This window comes from Cryobacterium sp. TS_SC_7 (assembly GCF_056156285.1).
This window is the reverse complement of record NZ_CM149589.1, coordinates 2,520,710-2,542,574: the sequence shown is the minus strand read 5'-3', so window position 1 is coordinate 2,542,574 and position 21,865 is coordinate 2,520,710. Positions and strand designations below refer to the sequence as shown.

The window sequence follows — 21,865 nt, the reverse complement described above, 5'->3', positions numbered from 1 at the left end:
GCACGAGGCGGTGGGGCGCAGCAGGTCAGGTCAGCGGGAGCGAGACGCGGAAGCAGGTGCGGCCGGGGCGGCTCTCCACCCCTATCTCGCCGTGGTGCGCCGCCACAACCGCCTGGGCGATGGCCAGGCCCAGGCCGGTGCTGCCCGTGCCGCGGAAGCGCGAGCTGTCGCCGCGGGCGAAACGCTCGAACAGGGTGGACTGGAGGGTCTCGGGGATGCCGGGCCCGTCATCCGTCACCGTCACGACGGCACGGTCGCCCTCGACCGTGAGGGCCACGTCGACCGTGGTCTCGGGGGGCGTGTGGATGCGCGCGTTGGCGAGCAGGTTGGCGAGCACCTGGTGCAGCCGCGCGGCGTCGCCGACGGTCTGAACCGGCTCGTCGGGCAGATCCAGGCCCAGGACCCGACCCGGGCCGGCCGCGTGGGCGTCGCTGACGACGTCCACGAGCAGCCTGGTCAGGTCGACCGGGCCGCGATCCAGTTCCCGGCCCTCGTCCAGGCGGGCGAGGAGCAGCAGGTCTTCGACCAGGCCGGTCATGCGCACCGACTCCGACTCGATCCGGCCCAGCGAGTGCAGCGCGTCCGGCGGCAGTTCCTGGTCGGAGCGGCGGGTGAGCTCCGCGTAGCCGCGGATCGACGCGAGTGGCGTACGCAGCTCGTGGCTGGCGTCGGAGACGAACTGGCGCACCTTGCGCTCGCTGGCCTGGCGGGTCTCCAATGCCACGTCGACGTGGTCGAGCATCCGGTTCAGGGCCGAGCCCACTCGGCCGACCTCGGTGCGGGGGTCGGTGTCGGCGGCCGGCACGCGCTCGACGAGTGACACCTCTCCGTGGTCGAGAGGGAGTTCGGCTACCCGGGCTGCGGTTTCGGTCACCCGCACCAGAGGGCGCAGCGCCAGACGCACGATCCAGGTGGCCAGCAGCGCCGCGACAAGGATGCCGCCCAGCGACACGACCGCGATGATCAGGCCCAGCTGGGTGACCGTGTTCTGCACCCCGGACAGTGGCAGGCCCACCAGAAAAAGAGTGCCGCCCCGGTTCGTGTCCGCGCGGACCCGGTAGTCGCCGGCGTCGCCGCCGAGGTCGACTGTCACCGCGGTGGACTCCTGCATGGCCCCGGCCAGGATCTGCACCTGGTCGTTGGTCAGCGCGGTGATCTCGCCGCTGTCCTCCTCGGTGTATCCGGCCGTCACGATGGTGCCGTCGTAGACCAGGGCAAGGGTTCCGGGCTGCTGGGCCGGGCCGTTCAGAATCATCTGCGCCGTCAGGGGGAAGTACGCCTCGCCGCCGCCGTCGTCGTCGTCACGGCGCACGTCGATCACCGAACCGGAGCGCCCGGAGGCCGAGGCGAGCTGCTGGTCGAGCCCGTCGATCAGGGAGGCCCGGAGAATTGCAACGCTGACCAGGCCGATGCCGACGCTGACCAGGGTGAGCAGGCCGACGACGGCGAGCACGAGGCGGCGGCGCAGGGTCCACGGCGCGCGCCGTCGACCGGCGTCGACCTCGCCCGCCCGGTGGGAGGAACGAGGGGTCATGAAGCGGTCTTCAGCATGTAGCCGGCACCGCGCACCGTGTGGATCATGGGTTCCCGGCCGGCGTCGACCTTCTTACGCAGATAGGAAATGTAGATCTCCACGACGGAGGACTTGCCGCCGAAGTCGTAGCTCCACACCCGGTCCAGGATCTGGGCCTTGCTCAGAACGCGCCGGGGGTTGCGCATCAGGAATCGCAGCAGTTCGAACTCGGTGGCGGTCAACTCGATCGGGTCCTCCCCGCGGAACACCTCGTAGCTGTCCTCGTCGAGGGTGAGGTCACCCACTGTGATGCGGGGATCCAGCGAGTCCGCCACGGTGAGCGTGGACCGCCGGATGAGCCCCCGCAGCCGGGCCACCACCTCCTCGAGGCTGAACGGCTTCGTGACGTAATCGTCGCCGCCCGCCGTCAACCCCTTGAGCCGGTCGTCGAGGGAGTCCTTCGCCGTGAGGAAGAGCACCGGGGTCTCCTGACCGCCGGCACGCACACGCTGCAGCACCTGCAGGCCGTCGATATCGGGCAGCATGATGTCGAGCACGATCGCATCGGGCCGGAACTCCCGGGCGATGGTCAGCGCCTGGCGCCCCTCGCCGGCCGTGCGCACCTCCCAGCCCTCATAGCGCAACGCCATCTGGAGCAGATCGGTGAGCGTGGGCTCGTCGTCGACCACCAGCACCCGGATGGGACTGCCGTCCGCCTTGGTCAAGCGCGGTGCGCGGACCACTCGATCGTTCTCGCTGGTGCTCATGATTCCTCAGTATCCGAATGCCGGCTATGAAAAGCCTATGGGCCGTCCGTGTCTCTCCTGTGAAGAATTCCCGGCAACCGCCACTCAGGTCTTACACAGGTTGGCCATAGTCTCACCATAGAACGTCTCCTTAGTTTCAGTTTCGGAGGTCACGCGACCACCGGAACTGGAGACCCATGTTTTTCACCTACCTGCGTCGGGAACTCGCGGGCCGCCGCAAGCAGACCGCCATCGTCTCGATCGGCATGGCGCTGGCCATCGCCCTCGTCATCATCGTGAATTCCGTGTCCAGCGGGGTGCAACTGGCCCAGGCCAGCGTGCTCGGCTCCGTCTACGGGGTGGGCACGGACGTGACGGTCACCCAGACTCCCACCGCCCCGGAGGAGGGTGCCGCAGCCGGCGGGCGGCAGCGGTTCGATTTCGGGGCCGCGGAGGGCACGACGGCCGACGGGACGACATCCGTCAGCCAGTCCCGGCTCGACGCCGACCTGGGCACGTCCACCTTCGATGCGACGGCCCTCGACACGGTCGGAGCCGTCGACAACGTGCACGCCGCGGCCGCGACCCTCGCTCTGCGCAACACCACGTTCAACGGGGCTCTGCCCGGCTCGGCCGACATGCCCGCGGCCGCGCCGACGGATGACGCCGCCACCGGCGCCGAGCGACCCGAGGGCGGCCCGGACGGCGCCGGCGGCAGTTCCTTCGACGTCGACTCCTTCACCGTGCTCGGCCTCGACCCGGGCGGAGAGGCCGTGGGCCCGCTCTCGGCGGTCAGTCTCACCGACGGCCGTTCACTGGCCACCACGGATGCCGGCACAAACGTGGCCGTGCTGGACTCGAGCTACGCCACGACCGCGTCCCTGACCACCGGCGACACCGTCTCCATCGCGGGCACCGACTTCACCGTGGTCGGCCTCGTCAGCGCCGCCTCCGCCGACGCCGACACCGCCGCGAACGTCTACATCCCGCTCGACGTGGCCCAGAGCCTCTCAGGCCTGACCGGCCAGGTCTCCAGCATCTACGTGCAGGCCGCCTCGTCGACCGACATCGAGCAGGTGCAGGCCGACATCGAGGAAGCGCTCCCGGCCACGACCGTGAACACCCAGGCCGACCTCGCCTCCAGCGTCTCCGGTTCGCTGGCCAGTGCCGCCGACCTCGTGAAGAACCTCGGACTGTGGCTCTCGCTGATCGTGCTGGCGGCGGCCTTCCTGATCGCCATCCTGTTCACCATCTCCGGTGTCACCCGGCGCACCCGGGAGTTCGGCACGCTCAAGGCGATCGGCTGGTCGAACGGCAGGATCGTGCGTCAGGTTGCCGGCGAGTCGCTCGTGCAGGGGCTGATCGGCGGCGCCGCGGGCATCGCCGTGGGCCTGCTCGGCATCCTCGTGGTCAACCTGATCGCCCCGACCCTGACCGCCGGCGCCACCAGTGCGGCGACAGTCGCCGGGCAGGGCGGACCCGGCGGGCGCGGCTTCGGCGGCGCGGCCCCGGCCGTGGCCACCTCCGACGTGGTGCTGACGGCGCCGGTGACCGTCTCGGTCGTGCTCCTCGCCGTAGGCCTGGCCGTGCTCGGCGGTCTGCTGGCCGGTCTGGTCGGCGGCTGGCGCGCCTCCCGGCTGCGCCCGGCCGAGGCCCTGCGCAGCATCAACTGACCGGTTCGCACCCTTCACCTCTCTCCTCCTCTCTCTTCTCTTCTAAGGAACCCACCGTGTATGTATTGACGAACGTCACCAAGAAATACGAGCAGGGCAAGCGCACCGTGACCGCGCTGAAGAATGTCAGCCTGACGATCCCGGATGGCCAGATGGTCGCCATCCAGGGTCCCACCGGCGGCGGCAAATCCACCCTGCTGCAGATGCTCGGGGCGCTGGACCGGCCGACCGACGGCACGGTCTCCCTGGGTGACGCGGACCTGTCCGAGCTGGGCGACGGCCGGCTCGGCCGGATCCGGGCCCAGGAGATCGGCTTCGTCTTCCAGGGGTTCAACCTGATCCCCACCCTCAGCGCGCTGGAGAACGTGGAGACCGCTCTGGCGCCCCTGGGCGTGAGCAGCGCGGATCGCCGGGAACGCGCGTCGGCGGCGCTGGCCTCCGTGGGTCTCGGCGACCGCCTCGGCCACCTCCCCGACGAGCTCTCCGGCGGCCAGCAGCAGCGCGTGGCCATCGCCCGCGCGCTGGTGAAAAAGCCGACCGTGCTGCTGGCCGACGAACCGACGGGCAACCTCGACGAGGGGACCCGCGACGAGATCATGGACCTGCTCGAGGGCCTGTGGCGGGAACAGGGCCTGACCCTGATCCTGGTCACGCACGACACGGCCGTGGCCCGCCGGGCGCAGCGGCGTCTCCTGATCAAGAAGGGAGCGCTCACCGAGGTAGCCTGACCGGGCGACCGGCGTGGGGGGCCGGCGTGGGGGCCGGCGTGGGCGGGGCGGGCGTGGGCAGGCCCGGCGAACGGGCACAATGGAACAGTGACGAACCTGATGCTCTCCTTGTTCGACGAGGAGGAGCATCCGTCGCCCCCCGGCCCGGTTCCGGCCCGGGCCTCGGTCGCCGCGTCGCACCTCGCGCGCATCGTCGCCGATTCCACCGACCGGGTGGCCTGGCTGCGGGCCCGCGCCCAGGGCATCACGGCCACGGATGTCGCCAAGCTCGCCACCCCCAAATCGCTGCAGACCGCCGTCTACGACAAGCTCAACGGCAGCAGCTTCAGCGGCAACAGCTACACCGACCACGGCCGCGCCCGCGAACCGGAGATCGCCGCCTGGGTGCAGAACCGCTACGGCATCGAACCCAGCACCGCCCTGTTCCACGCCGCGGACCACCGACGACACCTGGCCACCCCCGACGGTGTGGGCCTCGGCACGGGCTCGAGCGCCGGCGGCCTCGAGCTGGCCGAGATCAAGACCACGAGCAAGGCGTGGCGCAGCATCCCGCGCTCGTACCTGCGGCAGGTGTGGTGGCAGCAGTACGTGCTCGGGGCCGAACGCACCCTGCTCGTCTGGGAACAGCACCAGGATTTCGTGCCCGTGAACGCCGAGCCCGAGTGCCGGTGGATCGAACGTGACGAAGACCAGATCGCGATCCTGGTGGGCTACGCGAACAACCTGATCGCCCTCCTCAACCAGCAGACCACGTCGGGGCCGCCGGTCGGTCACGGCTGACCACTGCCGGAGCGAGGGCAACCGCCTGGGTGGCCGCATGCCGGGTAGTGCATGCGGCCATCCATCGACGTTGCACCCTGGCGCCGGGGCGAGTTCGTGCCGCTTCGGGTGCGGTACGACTCATTCGTGACAGACCCGGGCCGGGCTCAGCGAACGGTCTCGGTGCACATGACACCGAGTCCTGGGGAGACCGGGTGGCCGGCAACCAGGGGTCTCGTGCCGTCCATCGGGGTCGGTCCCCCTTTGAGAGGACAGACTATGCGCCGGAGGCCCCTCCCGGCCAGCCTGAATATGGTGCCGCCGCCCCGATCGCCACCCCCAAATCGAGGGGGCACGCGCCCGAAGCCCCCACCGCGGCAGGGGAGAATAGGCAGATGGGAAACGTCACGAATCTGCCACCGACCATGCGAGCCCTCGTCATCGACCGCCCCGGAACCCCCGACGAACTGCACCTGGCCGAGGTCACCGCGCCGACGGTGGTGTTCGACGAACTCCTCGTGCGCGTCGTCGCCGCAGGCGTAAACCCGATCGACGCGAAGACGCGGGCGGGCGGCGGCGTCTCGGCGGCCATCCCGGCCTACCCGGCCGTGCTCGGCCTGGACTTCAGCGGTGTTGTGGTCAGCACGCCGTATGCGGCGTTCCCCCTGCAGCCCGGCGACGAGGTCTTCGGCGTGGCCCGGGTGCCCCGCACCCCCGGCAGCTACGCCGAGCTGGTGACCGTGTCGAGCCTGAACGTGGCACGCAAACCGGCACGCCTCAGCCACGTCGAAGCGGCGGCCGTGCCGGTCGCCGCTCTCACCGCCTGGGGCATGGTCGTAGACGTGGCCGAGGCGGCGCCCGGAATACGGATGCTCATCCATGCCGGCAGCGGCGGCGTCGGCCACTTCGCCGTGCAGTTCGCCAAGGCCTTCGGCGCCCACGTGACCGCCACCGGGTCCACCCGCAACATCGACTTCCTGCGCGAACTCGGCGCGGACGAGGTCATCGACTACACCGAGGTTCGGTTCGAGGACGTGCTCTCCGGTCTGGATGCGGTCATCGACCTCGTCGGCAACGTGCACGACAACACCGGCACGCGGTCACTCGCGGTGCTGCGGCCCGGCGGCATCCTGGTGAACGCGCCCACCGGAAGCTGGCCGACCATGGCGGAGGAAGCGGCGGCCCGGGGTATCCGTGCGACCGGCTTCAAGGTGGCCGCCGATGCCGGCGTGCTCGACTACATCACGGAGTTGATCGACGACGGGAGCGTGCGCGTGCACGTGGACCGGGTGTTCGATCTGGCCGACGGCGCTGCCGCGCACCGCCTGATCGAGGAGGGTCACACACGGGGGAAGATCGTGCTGCAGGTGACGGCTGACCCGGGTGCTGCGGGCGTCGGTGAAGCTGCTGCTGCTGCTGGTGCTGCTGCTGTTGACGCTGCTGCTGGAGCCGCGGGGGCACTTTCATGAGCGGCGACGGTCCCTCGCTGGTCTGGTTCCGCGACGATCTGCGCCTCGCGGACAACCCGGCCCTCACGGCCGCGCTCGACCGAGGCAAGCCGATCGTGGCCGTGTACGTGCTGGACGAGGAGTCCCCGGCGGTCCGGCCGCTCGGCGGCGCGGCCCGGTGGTGGCTTCACGGGAGCCTGACCTCGCTGGCCGAGTCGCTGGAACGCCTCGGCGGCCGGTTGACGCTCCGCCGGGGTCCGGCGGACGGCGTGATCCGGGAGCTCGCGGCATCCGTGGGCGCGGACGCCGTGTTCTGGAACCGCCGCTACGGCCAGGCCGAGCGGGAGGTGGACACCCGGATCAAGTCGGCGCTGACCGCGAGCGGCACCGAGACCCGCAGCTTCGCCGCGTCGCTCCTGTTCGAGCCGTGGACGATCCAGACCGGTCAGGGTGGCACCTACTCGGTGTTCACCCCCTTCTGGCGGGCCTGCACGGCCGGCCCGCCACCGCGCGCGCCCTTCGACCCGCCCGCGTCGATCCCCGGCTTCACCGGCGCGATCGCCTCCGACCTGCTCGACGACTGGGCGCTGCTGCCGACCCGGCCGGACTGGGCCGCGGGCCTGCGGGAGGCGTGGCAGCCCGGCGAGGCATCCGCTCACCGACTGCTCGACCTGTTCCTGCACGAATCGCTCGCCCGCTACGCCGACGAGCGGGACGAGCCGGCCCAGGCCGTCACCTCGCGGCTGTCACCGCACCTGCGCTGGGGCGAGATCAGTCCATTCCAGATCTGGCAGGCGACCGAGCAGGCCCGGATCGGCCTCACCGGCACCGCGCAGGCCAGTGCGACCCGGTTCCTCACCGAAATCGGCTGGCGGGAGTTCAGCTACCACGTGCTGTTCAACAACCCGACCCTCGCGACCGTCAACCTGCGGCCGGAGTTCGACGCGTTCCCCTGGCCGAAACTCGACCAGCAGGTGCTCGAGGCCTGGCAGCAGGGCCGCACCGGAATCTCCCTCGTCGACGCCGGCATGCGCGAACTCTGGCGCACCGGCAGCATGCACAACCGGGTGCGCATGGTGACGGCGTCGTTCCTGATCAAGAACCTCCTGATCGACTGGCGGCTCGGCGAGCAGTGGTTCTGGGACACCCTCGTCGACGCCGACGCCGCCAGCAACCCGTTCGGCTGGCAGTGGGTGGCCGGTTCCGGCGCCGACGCCGCGCCCTACTTCCGGGTCTTCAACCCGGAGCTGCAGGCGAAGAAGTTCGATCCGCACTCGGAGTACATCCGTCAGAACGTGCCCGAATACGGCACGGATGCCTACCCGGCCCCGATCGTCGACCTCGGCGAGACGAGACGCGCGGCCCTCGCCGCCTACGAGCAGATCAAGGGCATGAAAGAGCACGCGATCGCGGCCCGCGCGGCCGGTGACACGGCGTACGGCACCGTTTAGAGCGCCCGCTCCATCACGAAGTCGTCTTCGTACCGTTCACCGACGAGGAAGCGCTTCTCGCCGACCGTGACGAACCCGTTCTTCTCGTAGAAACGGATGGCGCGCACGTTCTCCTGGTTCACGCCGAGCCAGCTGCCGGCCGCCCCGCGCGCCCGGGCGGCATCGAGCGTCGCGGTCATCAGCGCCGCGGCCACCCCGCGGCCGTGGGTCTCGGCGCGCAGGTAGCACTTGCTCAGCTCCACGGTAGGGCGGATCGTGGCGGCCGCCCGCGCATCGGCGTCGGCAGGCTCGGCGAACACGAGCATCGTGTAGCCGAGCAGGGCCCCGGCGTCCCCGGCGTCCTCGGCGTCCTCGGCGTCCTCGGCCACGAGGATCAGCCGGTCAGGGTCGGACAGGTAGGCGTCGAAGTTGCGCTCAGCGAGCACGTCGCGCAGGAACGTCGCGATGGCCTCGGCCGAGGTGTGCGGCGGGCAGGCGAGCGCGAAGGTGGCGGCGGCCAGCTCGGCCAGCGCTGCGGCATCCGTCGCCCCCGCCCTGCGAATCTCGATCATCGCCCCAGCCTATCGACGCCCCCCACCACCCCCACCCCACGCGAGAGCGCACAATATGCCCCCTCAGCAGCGCCGAAGGGGCAGATTGTGCGCTCTCGCGGCCCGGTCGGAGCGGCTACAGGTAGCGGGCGTAGGCGCCGACCGTGAGGAACGTCGGGAACTCGGGCTCGAGCGCGGATGCCCGGAACACCTCGAGCGCGTCGTCGAACCGGTCTCCGGGCGTGCGTTCGAGGGCCTCGTAGACCTCGATGAGCTGCTCCTCGACCCAGGTCTCATCGATCCGGATACCCTCGGCCGTGACCGAGCCCAGGTGGATCCACTGCCAGAGCTGTGAGCGGGAGATCTCCGCGGTCGCGGCGTCCTCCATCAGGTTGTCGATCGCGGCGGCGCCGACCCCGCGCAGCCAGGACTCCATGTAGCGCAGCCCGATGTTGATGTTGTCGTGCACGCCGGCCGCGGTGATCTGCCCGCCGATGGACTCCACATCGAGCAACTCCGCGGCCGTGACGCTCACCTCGGAGCGGGTGCGGTGCAGCTGGTTCGGCTTGTCGCCGAGCACCTGGTCGAATTCGGCCTGCGCCGTCGCGATCAGGTCCGGGTGCGCCACCCAGGTGCCGTCGAAGCCATCCGTTGCCTCGCGCTTCTTGTCGGCGGCGACTGCCTCGAGGGCCCGCCGGGTGATCTCCGGGTCGCGCCGGTTCGGGATGAACGCGCTCATGCCGCCGATGGCATATGCGCCGCGCCGGTGGCAGGTCGACACCAGCAGCTCGGTGTACGCGCGCATGAAGGGAACGGTCATCGTGATCTGCTTGCGGTCAGGGAAGACGAACCGGCTGCCGCGGGCGCGGAAGGTCTTGATGATGCTGAAAATGTAGTCCCAGCGGCCGGCGTTCAGCCCGGCGCAGTGGTCGCGCAGCTCGTAGAGGATCTCCTCCATCTCGAACGCAGCCTGGATGGTCTCGATCAGCACGGTGGCGCGGATGGTGCCGTACTCGATGCCGAGGCAGTCCTCCGAGTGGCTGAAGATGTCATCCCAGAGGCGGGCCTCGAGGTGGCTCTCGAGCTTCGGCAGGTAGAAGTAGGGACCCACGCCGCTGTCGATCAGGCGCTGGGCGTTGTGGAAGAAGTACAGCCCGAAGTCGACCAGGCTGCCGGACGCGTTGGTTCGGCGGTTCGCCCGGTCGACGAAGGTCAGGTTCTTCTCCACCAGCTGCCAGCCGCGCGGGCGCATCACGATGGTGGGGGTGGCGCCGGTGGCGTCGCCGGTGACGGCGTACTCCTTGCCCTCCGGGCTGGTGAAGCTGAGCTGTCCGCGCACCTGATCGAACAGGGTGAGCTGCCCCTCGATGACGTTCGCCCAGGTCGGGCTGGTCGCGTCTTCCTGGTCGGCGAGCCACACCTTCGCACCCGAGTTCAGCGCGTTGATGGCCATTTTGCGGTCGGTCGGCCCGGTGATCTCCACCCGGCGGTCGACCAGCCCGGGGCCGGCCCCCGCGACACTCCAGGTGAGGTCACGACGGATGTGCGCGGTCTCGGTGAGGAATCCCGGGTCGCGCCCGTTGGCGGCATCCACCCGCTTCCGCAGCCTCGTCGCCAGCAGGTCCTGCCGCGTTCCGGCGAACCGGTCGTGCAGCTCGGCCAGGAAGACCAGCGCCTCGGGGGTGAGGATTTCCTCATAGCGCGGTCCGAGATCGCCGGTGATCTCGAGGTGCGGCTGGATGGTGGCGAAGCTGCCGGTGTTCGTGGTGGTCGTGACGGACTGGACCTGGTCGGATGTCGCCACGGGCGGGGTGTTCATGGGCTGATCTCCTTCGAAACGTTTGTGGGAGTGCTGCTGGCCTGGCGCCGCCTGGGAGAGCGTCTGTGCTTGCCTGCGTCCAACTCTGGACCGGACGACCATCCCGCACCGCTCCCCCGGCAACAGAAGAACAACATTTCTTCTGCCTGTGAGAAGTTTTCGCCGGGGTGTGTGAGCATGGGGGCATGGTCATCGTCGATCCCACCCTTCGCCCGTCCCTGTCCGCGGATCCCGCCGAGGAGGCCGGACTCGATGCGCTCACCCTGGGGCGGCGCATCCGGGAACTGCGCACGAAGAAGCGCATGACGTTGGACGCCCTGGCCGCGGCCATCGACCGGGCGCCGTCGCAGGTCTCGATGATCGAAAACGGCAAACGCGAGCCACGACTGTCGATGTTGCTCACCATCGCGGCAGCGCTCGGCACCACCGTCGACGACCTGCTGAAAACGGATGCCCCGTCCGAGCGGGCAGCGCTGGAAATCGCCGTGGAGCGGGCCCAGCGGGGCCCCGTGTTCACGGCGCTCGGACTGGCGCACTTCCGCGTGGGCCGCGGAACCAGCGACGAAACCCTGCAAACCATGCTCAGCCTGCACAACGAAATCCTGCGCCTGCACCGGGAGCGGGCGGCCACCCCGGAGGAGGCCCGGCGCGCGAACGTGGAGCTCCGGGCCACCATGCGCGCCCGGGACAACTACTTTCCGGAACTCGAGGCCGAGGCGCAGCGGCTGCTCGCCGCGGTCGGGCACACCGGCGGGCCGGTCTCCCACCAGGTGGTCGCCGACATGGCCACCCACCTCGGCTACTCGCTGCACTATGTGGGCGACCTGCCGAACTCGACCCGGTCAGTGACCGACAAACGCAACCGACGGATCTACCTGCCCACGGAGCAGTCGGCTTCCCGCGACTCCCGCTCGCCCATCCTGCAGGCGTTCGCCACCCTGCTCTGCGAGCACGAGGAACCCGGAAACTATGCGGAATTTCTGTCGCAGCGGGTGGAGACCAACTACCTGACCGCGGCCATCCTGTTGCCCGAAAAAGACACCGTGAAACTGCTCACCGAGGCGAAGGCCCTGCGCCGCATCTCGATGGAGGACTTGCGCGACGCGTTCGCGGTGTCCTACGAGACCGCCGCACACCGGTTCACGAACCTGGCCACCGCCCGGCTCGACATCCCGGTGCACTTCATGAAGGTGCACGAGTCGGGCACCATGATCAAGGCCTACGAGAACGATTCGGTGCGCTTCCCGAGCGATGCCCTCGGCGCGGTGGAGGGCTCGACGGTCTGCCGCAACTGGACCGCGCGCACGGTTTTCAACGTGGCCGACCGGTTCAGCCCCTGGTACCAGTACACCGACACCCCCAGCGGAACCTTCTGGTGCACCTCCCGGATCGAGAAGGCGAAGGAGGGCGACTACTCCGTCAGCGTGGGCGTGCCGTTCACCCACGTGAAGTGGTTCCGCGGGCGCGAGACCACCAACCGGGCCGTGTCCACCTGCCCCGACGAGTCCTGCTGCCGCCGCGCACCCGACGAGCTGTCGGAGCGCTGGTCCGGGCAATCCTGGCCGGCCGCGCGCACGCCCACCAGCCTGCTCGCCGCCCTGCCCACGGGCACCTTCCCCGGTGTCGACCAGACCGAGGTGTTCCAGTTCCTGGAGGCGCACGCGCCGGCGAGCTGATGGCGGCGGCGCTGGCAGGCGCGGACTCCGGCCGTCGCGGCGCACCCTGTGGAAGCAGGCGCAGGGTAGAACGTGCGCCCGCTTCCACAGGGTGCGCCCCGGGTGCGCTCGCGAGACCTACGGGCCTGGCCACCGACCGGCTCCGGCTGTCATGATGAACGGGTAGCAGCGCCGCGACGAACAAAGGACGATCCGTGGGCACGACCATTTTCGAGCGGGCACGACCTGCCGCATCCGTCGTCGCCGGCGCTCTCGCCGGTACGCGTTCGGCCCCCTTCTGGCTGGACGACGTGGCGCCGCAGACCGGTTACCCGGCGCTCACGGCCGACGTCGACTGCGACCTCGCCATCGTCGGCGGTGGCTACCTCGGCCTCTGGACCGCCGTGATCGCCAAGCAGCGAGACCCGGGCGCCCGCGTGGTGCTGCTCGAGGCGCGCACCATCGGCTGGGCCGCGTCGGGCCGCAACGGCGGCTTCTGCGAGGCCAGCCTGACCCATGGCGAGGAGAACGGCCGTCGCCGCTGGCCGAAGGAGATCGACCGGCTCACCGAGCTGGGCCTGGCGAACCTCGACGAGATCGAGCGGGCTGTGGCCGAGCTGGGGCTGGACTGTGACTTCGAGCGCACGGGCGCCATCGACCTGGCCGTCGAGGAGCACCAGGTCGACTGGCTCCGTGAGGAACCGACCGGCGAGAACAGCGTGTTCCTGGATGCCGCGGCCCTCCGCGCTGAGGTCGACTCGCCTACCTACCTGGCCGGCGTCTGGCACAAGCGCACGAACGCGCTCGTGCACCCCGGCAAGCTCGCGACCGAACTCGCCCGCGTCGCCACCGAGCTCGGTGTCGAGATCTTCGAGCACACCCCGGTGCGGGACCTGGACACGCAGGGGCTCTCCCTGGCGCAGGGCACGCGGCTGCGCACCGCCTCCGGCGTCGTGCGCGCGCAGAAGACGGCGCTGGCGACCAACGTCTTCCCCTCCCTGCTCGCCCGCAACCGGCTGTCCACGGTGCCCGTCTACGACTACGTGCTGATGACCGAACCACTGTCACCCGACCAGCTCACCGCGATCAATTGGCAGAACCGGCAGGGGCTGAGCGACCTGGCCAACCAGTTCCACTACTACCGGCTGAGCGCCGACAACCGCATCCTCTTCGGCGGCTACGACGCGATCTATCACTACGGCGCCCGGGTGCGGAGCGGCTACGAGAACCGGCCGGAGAGCTTCCAACGTCTGGCCAGTCACTTCTTCACCACGTTCCCGCAGCTGGCGGGGCTGCGCTTCAGCCACCAGTGGGCCGGCGCGATCGACACATCGACGCAGTTCTGTGCCTTCTTCGGCACCGCCCGCGGCGGGCGGATCAGCTACGCCACCGGGTTCACCGGACTCGGCGTGGCCGCCACGCACTTCGCTGCGGAGGTCATGCTCGACCAGCTGGCCGGTCTGCAGACCGAGCGCACCCAGCTGGAGATGGTGCGCGGCCGGCCGCTCCCGTTCCCGCCCGAGCCTCTCGCCTCACTGGGCATCCAGACCACGCGCTGGTCCCTCGACCGTGCCGACCACAACCGGGGCCGGCGCAATATCATCCTGAAGTCGCTCGACGCACTGGGCCTCGGCTTCGACTCGTAGGGACCGGCGCCCGGCATCCGTGAGCTCCGAGTAGATGCCCGTCCCGGCGCAGGTTGTGGAAGCGGGCGCACGATAGAACGTGCGCCCGCTTCCACAGGGTGCGCCGCGGCAGCCGCCGGCCGGAAACGACGGATGCCGCCGCGCGACTCAGGCCTCCCGGGTGATCTCCACCGTGACGAAGAGTTCCGACCCGCTGGTGCCCGCGAACACGCCGCGCAGCGGGGGCACGTCGTTGTAATCGCGGCCGCGGCCGACCGACACGTGCCGGTCGCCGATGTCGATCGAGTTGGTCGGGTCGAAGCCGCGCCAGTCGCCGCAGAACCACTCCACCCAGGCGTGGGATTCGCCCCTGATCGTCTCCCCGATCCCTGCGTCGGGGCGCGGGTGCAGGTAGCCGGACACGTACCGGGCCGGGATGCCCACCGACCGCAGCGCGCCGAGGGCGATGTGGGTGATGTCCTGGCAGACGCCGCGTCCGTCGCCCCACGCCTCCCGGGCGGTGGAGTGCACCCCGGTGACGCCCTGCACGTACTGCATCCGGTCGCCGATGGTCGCGCAGATCTCGAGCGCCGCCTCGCACGGGCTCTGGTGGCGGGCCACGATCTCGGCCGCCAGCGCCGCCACATCCTCGGGCGGCTCGGTGAGCCGGGTCTGCCGCATGTGCTCCACCGTGGCGGTGCTCCGCACGGTGACGCCGGCCAGTTCGGGCCAGCCCATCGGATGCGCCAGGTGGGTGCGCGGCCGCACCTCCACGAGGCTGGTGGCGGTCAGCGTGAGCTCTGTGTGCGGGGTCAGCACCTCGAAACTCGACACCTGGGTGCCCCAGTAATCGACGTAGCCGTGGTTGCTCGACACCGGCGAGATATCAAGGCTCGAGTACAACACGAACTGGTCGGCCGAGCTGACCGGCAACATCCGTGCCTCGTTGTATGACGCTTCGACCTCGCCCTGGTAGCGGTAGCCGGTCACGTGGCGGATCCTGAGCCGGTTCACGAGGCCTCCCCCGTCCAGGTGGGCACGGCGCTGGTCGGGAAGTAACGATCCCCGATGGCCTCGGAGGCCGTGCTGACGGCCTCCTGAACAATGTCCATCTGAGTCGACAGATCGTTCAGGATGTCCATGATCGGCCGGTATTCCAGCTGGCTGCGGATCTGGCCCAGCACCCGCTGCGCCTGGTCGGTCACGCCGACCCGGTCGGTGCGCGGTTCCATCTCACGCAGGCACTGCTCCGCCCGGGAGATGGAGAAGACCACTGATCGCGGGAACAGCCGGTCCAGCAGCAGGAATTCGGCCGCGTTCCGGGCGGACGGCACACCGCGGTAGGTGCGCAGGTAGGACTCGTAGGCGCCGCAGGAGCGCAGGATCGTGGTCCAGGAGGGCCCGCTGGCCACGGTCAGCGACCGGGTGGCCAGCAGCCGGGCGGTCATGTCCGCCTGCTCCAGGCTGCGCCCCAGGTTGAAGAAGTGCCAGGCGTCGTCGCGGCTGACACCGGACTCGACGATGCCCACCGCGAGCGCGGAGCGTTCCCGAACCCAGCCGAAGAAGTCGTGCGTCTTCTCCGACGCGACCTTCCGCGGCATCCGCGCGCTCGTCGTGTTGAGGCACTCCCACAGCTCGGTGGGCACGATCTCCCGCGCCCGGCGCGCGTTCTCCCGCGCGGCCTTGACCGAATAGGCGATCGAGGCCGGATGCTGCCGGTCCACAGCCAGCGTGGCGAGCACATCCTTGCGGGTCAGCAGCCGATCGGCGGGAGCATCGCTGCCCATCAGGTGCAGCAGCGACTGGCAGGCGAGGCTCTCCTCGATCCAGGGGTCTTCCAGCAGCAGCTGGAGGTGCACGTCGAGAATGCGAGCGGTGCCGTCGCTGCGCTCGATGTACCGTCCGATCCAGAACAGGCTTTCTGCAATGCGGCTCAACATTCTCCGGCCTTTCTCTGCGGTGCGGGCGCTGCCGACGCCTGCTGTTGCTGCTGCTGCTGTTCCGTGTTGTCGCCCAACGGTTTGTCCTGCGGCGAGTGGTCCACGGCGTGGGTTCCGGCCGAGCGGGTGTTGGCTGCCTGGTCGGCGACCAGACCCTGGATGTTGCGGGCCGACGATTCGGAGAAGAAGTCGGGCTCCGTGCCGATCACCCAGGTGTCCTTCGACCCGCCGCCCTGGCTGGAGTTGACGACGAGCTCCCCCTCGGGCAGCGCCACGCGGGTGAGTCCGCCCGGCAGCACCCAGACGTCAGTGCCGTCGTTCACCGCGAACGGCCGCAGGTCGGCGTGCCGGGGGCGCATGCCCTCGTCGACGAGAGTGGGGATGGTGGAGAGCTGCACGACCGGCTGGGCGATCCAGCCCCGGGGATCCTTCAGCAGCTGCGTGCGCAGCGTCGCCAGCTCGGCGGCCGAGGCGGCCGGCCCCACCACGAGGCCCTTCCCCCCGGACCCGTCGACGGGTTTGACCACGAGCTCGTCGAGCCGGTCGAGCACCTCCTCGAGGGCGAGCGGGTCTTCCAGGCGCCAGGTGTCGACGTTGGGGATGATCGCGTCCTCGCCGAGGTAGTACCGGATCAGGTCGGGCAGGTAGGTGTAGACGAGCTTGTCGTCGGCGACGCCGTTGCCGACGGCGTTGGCGATGGTGACGTTGCCGAGGCGCGCGGCCATCAGGATGCCGGGCGAGCCGAGCTGCGAGTCGGCGCGGAACTGCAGCGGGTCGAGGAACTCGTCGTCGACGCGGCGGTAGATGACGTCCACCCGGGTGGGTCCGGCGGTCGTGCGCATCCAGACCCGCCCGCCGGAGCAGAACAGGTCACGTCCCTCGACGAGTTCGACACCCATCAGCCGGGCCAGCAGGGTGTGCTCGAAGTAGGCGGAGTTGAAGACCCCCGGGGTGAGCACCACGACGTTCGGGTCGTCGACGCTGGCCGGGGCGGAGGCGCGCAGGGCCTGCAGCAGCTTGTTCGGATAGTCGCCGACCGGGCGCACCCGCATCGCCACGAACAGTTCGGGCAGGGTCTGCGCCATCACGCGGCGATTGGAGATCACGTAGCTGACCCCGCTGGGCACCCGCACGTTGTCCTCGAGCACCCGCCATGCGCCCACCTCGTCGCGGATCAGGTCGATCCCGGAAACCTGGATGCGCACATTGTTCGCCGAGACGATGCCGGCCGCCTGGCGGTGGAAGTGGTTCGACGAGCTGATCAATCCGGCCGGGATCACGCCGTCGTGCACGGCCGCCTGGGGGCCGTAGATGTCGGCGAGGAACGCTTCGAGCGCCCGCACCCGCTGCTTGATCCCGGATTCGACCGTGATCCATTCCTCCTGCTCGATCACCCGCGGAACGGCGTCGAGCGGGAAGGGCCGCTCCTCGCCGGCGAAGTCGAACGTGACGCCCTGGGCGAGATACGAACTCGCCAGCGCAGCCGTTCGGCCCCGGAGTTCCTCCTGCGTCATTTTCGCCAGGGCGGCGAAGACATCCTTGTAGGCCGCCCTCGCTTCCACCGGCGTGAGGGAGGTGAGATCGGGGAACATTTCATCCCAGGCGCTGGGCGCGCCCCGTTCGGCCCGCAGTGCTGCGTTCGCGCCATAGCCCGTGAAGAGGTCAACCATGGTGGGAGCGTAGCGGCACGATATTGCAGGAATGTTACGACCACGAGTCGCCTAAGTTGTATGCAAATCTGCCCCCAGTACAGGTGCCAATCGCCAAATTAGACCATTCTGACCAGGTAAATCCGTCCAGATTGCATACAGTAAAACTCACCAGGCAACATGCAGGAGGGAAGTGGACCCATGGACGAGTTCCTTCCGCCGTGGGAACTCTCGACAGCACCGCCGGCGGCCGGAGACGAACCGATTCCCTCCGACCGCTTCCGCGCCTCGGCACTGCTCGACGTGCGGGGTCTTCAGATATCCGCCGGCAACCATCCGGATGCCCCGTCCCTGGTCCCAGGCATCTCCCTCTCCGTCTCGCGGGGCGAGGTTCTCGGGCTGGTCGGTGTCGCCGGTTCCGGAGCGACCGAGATCGCCCTGGCCATCGCGGGCCGGTTGCCTGTCCCGGCGGTGATCACGGCAGGCTCGATCCTTCTCGACGGACGCGAACTGGTCGGTGCCTCGCCGCGCGCACTCAGCCGATTGCGCGGCCGCGCCCCGTCGTTCGTACCCGCGGACGCGCACACGGGTCTGGTGCCCGACCGGCCGATCGGCCGCCAGCTCGCCCGCCCACTGCGCACGGAGCGAGGCCTGTCCCGCACGGCCTCCGCCCGGCGCGTGCTGGAACTGCTCGACCGGGTGGGCCTCCCCGATCCGCGCCGGACGTCACTCGAGCTGCCGACCCAGCTCGCACCGGTCGCGCTGCGGCGGGTGCTGATCGCCGCCGCGATCTCCTGCCACCCCGACCTTCTGATTCTCGACGAACCCACCGGCCCACGCCCGGCCGAGGCCGAAACCGCCGTCTTCGAGCTCTACCGGGGATTGCGCCAGGAGTTCGGCTTCTCGATCATCATGGCTTCCCGGGATCTCGGTGTCGTGGCAGCGGAATGCGGCCGCGTGGCCGTGCTGGAGGCAGGCCGGATCGTCGAGCAGGCGTCGGCGGCCGAGATCGTCAGCACGCCGCAGCATCCGCACACCCGACAGCTGCTCGAGGCCGCGCGGAACGCCGGCTTCCGCTAGAGCGGCGGCGCGTCCGCCGCGTCGTGAGGCGCTGAACCCACAATCGCGCCCGCGCCCTGAACCGCGACCGCATTGCGCGCAGCGAGGATGTGGCAGCGCATGGCCACCTCGGCCCAGAGCGCGTCGCCCGATCGGAGCGCGGTCAGGATGTCGCGATGCTGGTGGTTGCTGCCCGCCCGGAACGCGGCCGCATCCCGGCGGAAGAGCCGGGCCATCATCGGCGCCCGGCCGACCGACCCGGTCAGGATCAACAGCTGGCTGCTGCCTGAGGCAGCCACGATGATGCGGTGGAATTCGGCGTTGAGCACCGCCAGCCGGTCGATGCCGGCGTCGTCGGTGGCGCACACGAATTCCTCCATGGCCTCGATCAGCACGGCGAGCCGGTCGAGGTCGGCGGGCTCGATCCGAGCCGCCGCGAGGCCCGCCGCGCGGCTCTCCAGGGCTGCGCGCAGAAAATAGGTCTCCCGGATCTGCTCGGAAGTCCACTCCACGACGGTGGCGCCCCGATTGGGCACGAACTCCACCAGGCCGGCCTCATCAAGCCGGCGCAGGGCCTCCCGCACGGGGGTGCGACTGACGCCGAGCTCCTGGGCGAGAGCCGTTTCCCGCAGCGTGGCTCTGGCGGGCAACTCCCCCGAAAGGATGCGCGCGCGCAGGTTCGCGAATACGGTCTGGCCGCCTGTCACCGGCATTGTGCCCTCCCCCGGTTGATTCTCCCCCGCCGATCGGCCTGCCGGGCCCATCGATGTGCTTGCACACTCTCTCACAAATCGGCTCAGCCGAACGCGTTCAGGTCGGTCAGGGCGCGGCCCAGCACAAGCTGGTGGATCTCGTCGGTGCCCTCATAGGTGCGCACCGATTCCAGGTTCGCCATGTGCCGCATCACCGGGAACTCACTGGTGATGCCATCGCCGCCGAGGATCGCGCGGGCCTCGCGGGCGATCTGGATCGCCTCGCGCACACTGTTGAGCTTGCCCACGCTGATCTGGGCCGGGGTGAGTGTTCCCCGCTCCTTGAGCCGGCCGAGGTGCAGGGCGAGCAGAACACCCTTCTCGTACTCCACGAGCATGTCGGCGAGCTTGGCCTGGATCAGCTGGGTCGCCCCGATCGGCTTGCCAAACACCTCCCGGGTCTTGGAGCGGCCGATGGCGGCGTCGAGGCAGCTGCGGGCGGCGCCCATTGCCCCCCAGACGATGCCGAACCGCGCCTCGTTGAGGCAGCCGAACGGCCCGGACAGCCCCGCGGCACCGGGCAGGATCGCGTCGAACGGCACCCGCACGCTGTCCAGGAGCACGTCGCACTGGATCGACGCGCGCATCGACAGCTTGCCGTCGATGGGGGTGGCGGTGAAGCCCGCGGTGTCGGTGGGCACCAGGAATCCGCGCACACCGGCATCCGTCTGCGCCCACACGACGGCGACGTCGGCGATGCTGGCCAACCCGATCCAGCGCTTGGTGCCCTCGATCACCCAGCCATCGGCATCGCGGCGGGCGGTGGTCGCCATGGCGGCCGGGTCGCTGCCGCCGGTCGGTTCGGTCAGCGCGAAGCAGCCCACGAGCTCTCCGGCGGCCATCCCCGGCAGCCAGCGCTGCTTCTGCTCCTCGGAGCCGTACTTGTGGATCGCCGACATCGCCAGGGAACCCTGCACCGAGACGAAGGTGCGCCAGCCGCTGTCCGCAGCCTCCAGCTCGAGGCAGACCAGCCCGTAGCTGACCGCGCCGGCACCGGCACAGCCGTACCCGGTGAGGTGCATGCCGAGAAATCCGGCCCGGCCGAGCTCGGGGATCAGTTCGGCCCGGAAGTGCTTCGCCTCGAAATCTGCCTCGACAGTGGGCAGGATGCGATTGGTCGCGAACGCACGCGCCGCACGAGACCAGATGATCTCCTCCGGTTCGAGCAGGGCGTCGAGGTCGAACACGGCGTCGACGAGGGGGGCGTGCACAAGCGGGGTGGGGCGGGCTGCGGCGGTCACGAGAGTCCTTCGGGGGTCGGCGGAACACGAGCGGGATCGAGCCAGTCGGCACCGGCGTGCTCGCCCAGCCGCGGAGGGCACAGGCGGTACGCGGGCGGTCGGCCGGCGAGGTGGATGGGGTTGGCAACCTGCCGGCTGCTACGGCCGGCCTGATCGAGTTCGACCACCGGGTCCAGCCCCAGCGCGGAGGCGAAGGCGAAGGCCTCGTCGAGGGAGTTGACCTGGCCGGCCGGCACGCCGGCATCCGTCAGAATGCCCACCCAGTGCGCGGCAGGCTCGGGCCGGAGCAGGTCTTCGAGCACGGTCTTGAGCAGCGCCCGGTGCCGCACCCGGTCACCGTTGCCGCGAAACCGGTCGTCGTCGGCGAGTCCGGGCGCCCCGAGCAGGCGCACCAGGGTGCGGAACTGGCGGTCGTTGCCCACCGCGATCACCAGCGGCCGGTCGGCGGCGTCGAAGAGTTCGTAGGGGGCGATGCTCGGGTGGGCGTTGCCCAGCCGGACCGGCGACTGCCCGGTCGCGAGCGTGCCGGCGGCCTGGTTGGTCAGCGCGGAGAGCAGGGTGGTCAGCAGGTCCACCTCCACCCGGTGGCCGGCGGCGGTGCCGACGTCGGCGTCGGCCGCGTCGCGCGCACGCAGCGCGAGCAGGATGCCGCTCAGCGCGTTGAGCCCGGTGAGCACGTCCACGAGGGCCACCCCCACTTTGCTCGGCTCCTCGTCCGGGCGCCCGGTGACGCTCATCAGCCCGCCGACCGCCTGCACCAGCAGGTCGTATCCGGGCAGGCGCGCGCCGGTGCCCGCGCCGAAACCGGTGATCGAGCAGTACACGACCCGCGGGTTGGCGGCCGCCACCTGCTCGAAGCCCAGCCCGAAGCGGTCCATCACTCCCGGCCGGAAGTTCTCCACCACGACGTCGGCGGTCTCCGCGAGGTGCCGGGCCTCGGCCAGACCGGCGTCGGTGCCGAGGTCGCAGACGACGCTCCGCTTGTTGCGGTTCACCGATCCGAAGTAGGTCGAGTCTCCCTGCGCGTCCACCGGGGGCCGCCACTGGCGGGTGTCGTCGCCGGTTGGACTCTCGATCTTGATCACGTCGGCGCCGAAGTCGGCCAGCATCATGGTGGCGTAGGGCCCGGCCAGCACCCGCGAGAAATCGGCGACACGCAGGCCCGCCAGCGGCTGCGCGGTTCTGTCCTGCGGCACGACCCACCCCTGTCCCCGTCGACTCGACCACGGGCTCCGCCAGTGGTCGCTGTGAATTGATCCTATAGCGAATGATTGGCT

Annotated in this window: 18 protein-coding genes; 8 read left to right on the top strand and 10 right to left on the bottom strand. The window is 70.0% G+C overall.

All coding sequences use genetic code 11. The features are described 5' to 3' along the window. Positions 1-25: 25 nt before the first annotated feature. Both AC0J5J_RS11735 and AC0J5J_RS11730 read right to left on the bottom strand, forming a co-directional pair. Complete coding sequence (locus tag AC0J5J_RS11735) at positions 26-1,534, bottom strand: sensor histidine kinase (RefSeq protein ID WP_474898133.1); 1,509 nt, start codon at positions 1,532-1,534, stop codon at positions 26-28. After that, positions 1,531-2,280, bottom strand: a complete 750-nt coding sequence (locus AC0J5J_RS11730; protein WP_134424717.1) for a response regulator transcription factor — start codon at positions 2,278-2,280, stop codon at positions 1,531-1,533. The genes AC0J5J_RS11735 and AC0J5J_RS11730 overlap by 4 nt, the downstream gene beginning before the upstream one ends. 176 nt (positions 2,281-2,456) lie before the next feature. On the opposite strand from AC0J5J_RS11730, the gene AC0J5J_RS11725 reads away from it, so the two are divergent. The 5 genes from AC0J5J_RS11725 to AC0J5J_RS11705 all read left to right on the top strand — a co-directional run bounded on the left by AC0J5J_RS11725 (position 2,457) and on the right by AC0J5J_RS11705 (position 8,318). After that, positions 2,457-3,932 (top strand): ABC transporter permease, encoded by a 1,476-nt coding sequence (locus AC0J5J_RS11725; protein ID WP_474898132.1) that lies wholly within the window; start codon positions 2,457-2,459, stop codon positions 3,930-3,932. Positions 3,933-3,988: 56 nt separating this feature from the next. Continuing rightward, positions 3,989-4,660, top strand: a complete 672-nt coding sequence (locus tag AC0J5J_RS11720; RefSeq protein WP_134424715.1) for an ABC transporter ATP-binding protein — start codon at positions 3,989-3,991, stop codon at positions 4,658-4,660. Positions 4,661-4,759: 99 nt separating this feature from the next. Next, positions 4,760-5,440 (top strand): YqaJ viral recombinase family protein, encoded by a 681-nt coding sequence (locus tag AC0J5J_RS11715; RefSeq protein WP_474900222.1) that lies wholly within the window; start codon positions 4,760-4,762, stop codon positions 5,438-5,440. A gap of 374 nt (positions 5,441-5,814) precedes the next feature. Beyond that, entirely contained in the window at positions 5,815-6,888 is a 1,074-nt protein-coding gene (locus AC0J5J_RS11710; RefSeq protein WP_474898130.1) for an NADP-dependent oxidoreductase, read from the top strand. Next, positions 6,885-8,318: a cryptochrome/photolyase family protein gene (locus AC0J5J_RS11705; protein ID WP_474898128.1), complete on the top strand. Its 1,434-nt coding sequence runs from the start codon at positions 6,885-6,887 to the stop codon at positions 8,316-8,318. Before AC0J5J_RS11710 ends, AC0J5J_RS11705 begins: the two co-directional genes overlap by 4 nt. Here the strand turns inward: AC0J5J_RS11705 and AC0J5J_RS11700 are convergent. Together AC0J5J_RS11700 and aceB are read right to left on the bottom strand one after the other, a co-directional pair. After that, on the bottom strand, positions 8,315-8,869 hold the full coding sequence (locus tag AC0J5J_RS11700) for a GNAT family N-acetyltransferase (RefSeq protein ID WP_474898126.1): 555 nt from the start codon (positions 8,867-8,869) through the stop codon (positions 8,315-8,317). The genes AC0J5J_RS11705 and AC0J5J_RS11700 overlap by 4 nt on opposite strands. Before the next feature lie 115 nt (positions 8,870-8,984). Beyond that, on the bottom strand, positions 8,985-10,667 hold the full coding sequence (gene aceB / locus AC0J5J_RS11695; RefSeq protein ID WP_474898124.1) for a malate synthase A: 1,683 nt from the start codon (positions 10,665-10,667) through the stop codon (positions 8,985-8,987). 185 nt (positions 10,668-10,852) lie between these two features. Between aceB and AC0J5J_RS11690 the strand changes: the two genes are divergently transcribed. Then, complete coding sequence (locus AC0J5J_RS11690) at positions 10,853-12,343, top strand: helix-turn-helix transcriptional regulator (RefSeq protein ID WP_134424711.1); 1,491 nt, start codon at positions 10,853-10,855, stop codon at positions 12,341-12,343. Positions 12,344-12,537: 194 nt separating this feature from the next. Continuing rightward, positions 12,538-13,968 (top strand): NAD(P)/FAD-dependent oxidoreductase, encoded by a 1,431-nt coding sequence (locus AC0J5J_RS11685; RefSeq protein ID WP_474898122.1) that lies wholly within the window; start codon positions 12,538-12,540, stop codon positions 13,966-13,968. Between the two features lie 147 nt (positions 13,969-14,115). Here the strand turns inward: AC0J5J_RS11685 and AC0J5J_RS11680 are convergent, their stop codons facing one another. Genes AC0J5J_RS11680 through AC0J5J_RS11670 form a run of 3 tightly spaced genes read right to left on the bottom strand, consistent with a single transcriptional unit; the run spans position 14,116 to position 17,557 of the window. Further along, positions 14,116-14,961, bottom strand: a complete 846-nt coding sequence (locus tag AC0J5J_RS11680; RefSeq protein ID WP_474898120.1) for a transglutaminase family protein — start codon at positions 14,959-14,961, stop codon at positions 14,116-14,118. After that, positions 14,958-15,887, bottom strand: a complete 930-nt coding sequence (locus AC0J5J_RS11675) for an alpha-E domain-containing protein (RefSeq protein WP_134424708.1) — start codon at positions 15,885-15,887, stop codon at positions 14,958-14,960. Before AC0J5J_RS11675 ends, AC0J5J_RS11680 begins: the two co-directional genes overlap by 4 nt. Further along, entirely contained in the window at positions 15,881-17,557 is a 1,677-nt protein-coding gene (locus AC0J5J_RS11670; RefSeq protein ID WP_474898118.1) for a circularly permuted type 2 ATP-grasp protein, read from the bottom strand. Before AC0J5J_RS11670 ends, AC0J5J_RS11675 begins: the two co-directional genes overlap by 7 nt. A 180-nt stretch (positions 17,558-17,737) precedes the next feature. Between AC0J5J_RS11670 and AC0J5J_RS11665 the strand changes: the two genes are divergently transcribed. Then, complete coding sequence (locus tag AC0J5J_RS11665; protein ID WP_474898116.1) at positions 17,738-18,616, top strand: ATP-binding cassette domain-containing protein; 879 nt, start codon at positions 17,738-17,740, stop codon at positions 18,614-18,616. Here AC0J5J_RS11665 and AC0J5J_RS11660 read toward each other — a convergent pair. The 3 genes from AC0J5J_RS11660 to AC0J5J_RS11650 form a co-directional block, all read right to left on the bottom strand. Continuing rightward, on the bottom strand, positions 18,613-19,308 hold the full coding sequence (locus AC0J5J_RS11660) for a GntR family transcriptional regulator (protein ID WP_474898114.1): 696 nt from the start codon (positions 19,306-19,308) through the stop codon (positions 18,613-18,615). The genes AC0J5J_RS11665 and AC0J5J_RS11660 overlap by 4 nt on opposite strands. Positions 19,309-19,391: 83 nt before the next feature. Further along, complete coding sequence (locus AC0J5J_RS11655; RefSeq protein WP_134424761.1) at positions 19,392-20,558, bottom strand: acyl-CoA dehydrogenase family protein; 1,167 nt, start codon at positions 20,556-20,558, stop codon at positions 19,392-19,394. Positions 20,559-20,584: 26 nt separating this feature from the next. Next, a complete protein-coding gene (locus AC0J5J_RS11650) occupies positions 20,585-21,784 on the bottom strand; it encodes a CaiB/BaiF CoA transferase family protein (RefSeq protein WP_474898112.1) in 1,200 nt (399 codons plus the stop codon). Positions 21,785-21,865: the final 81 nt, after the last annotated feature.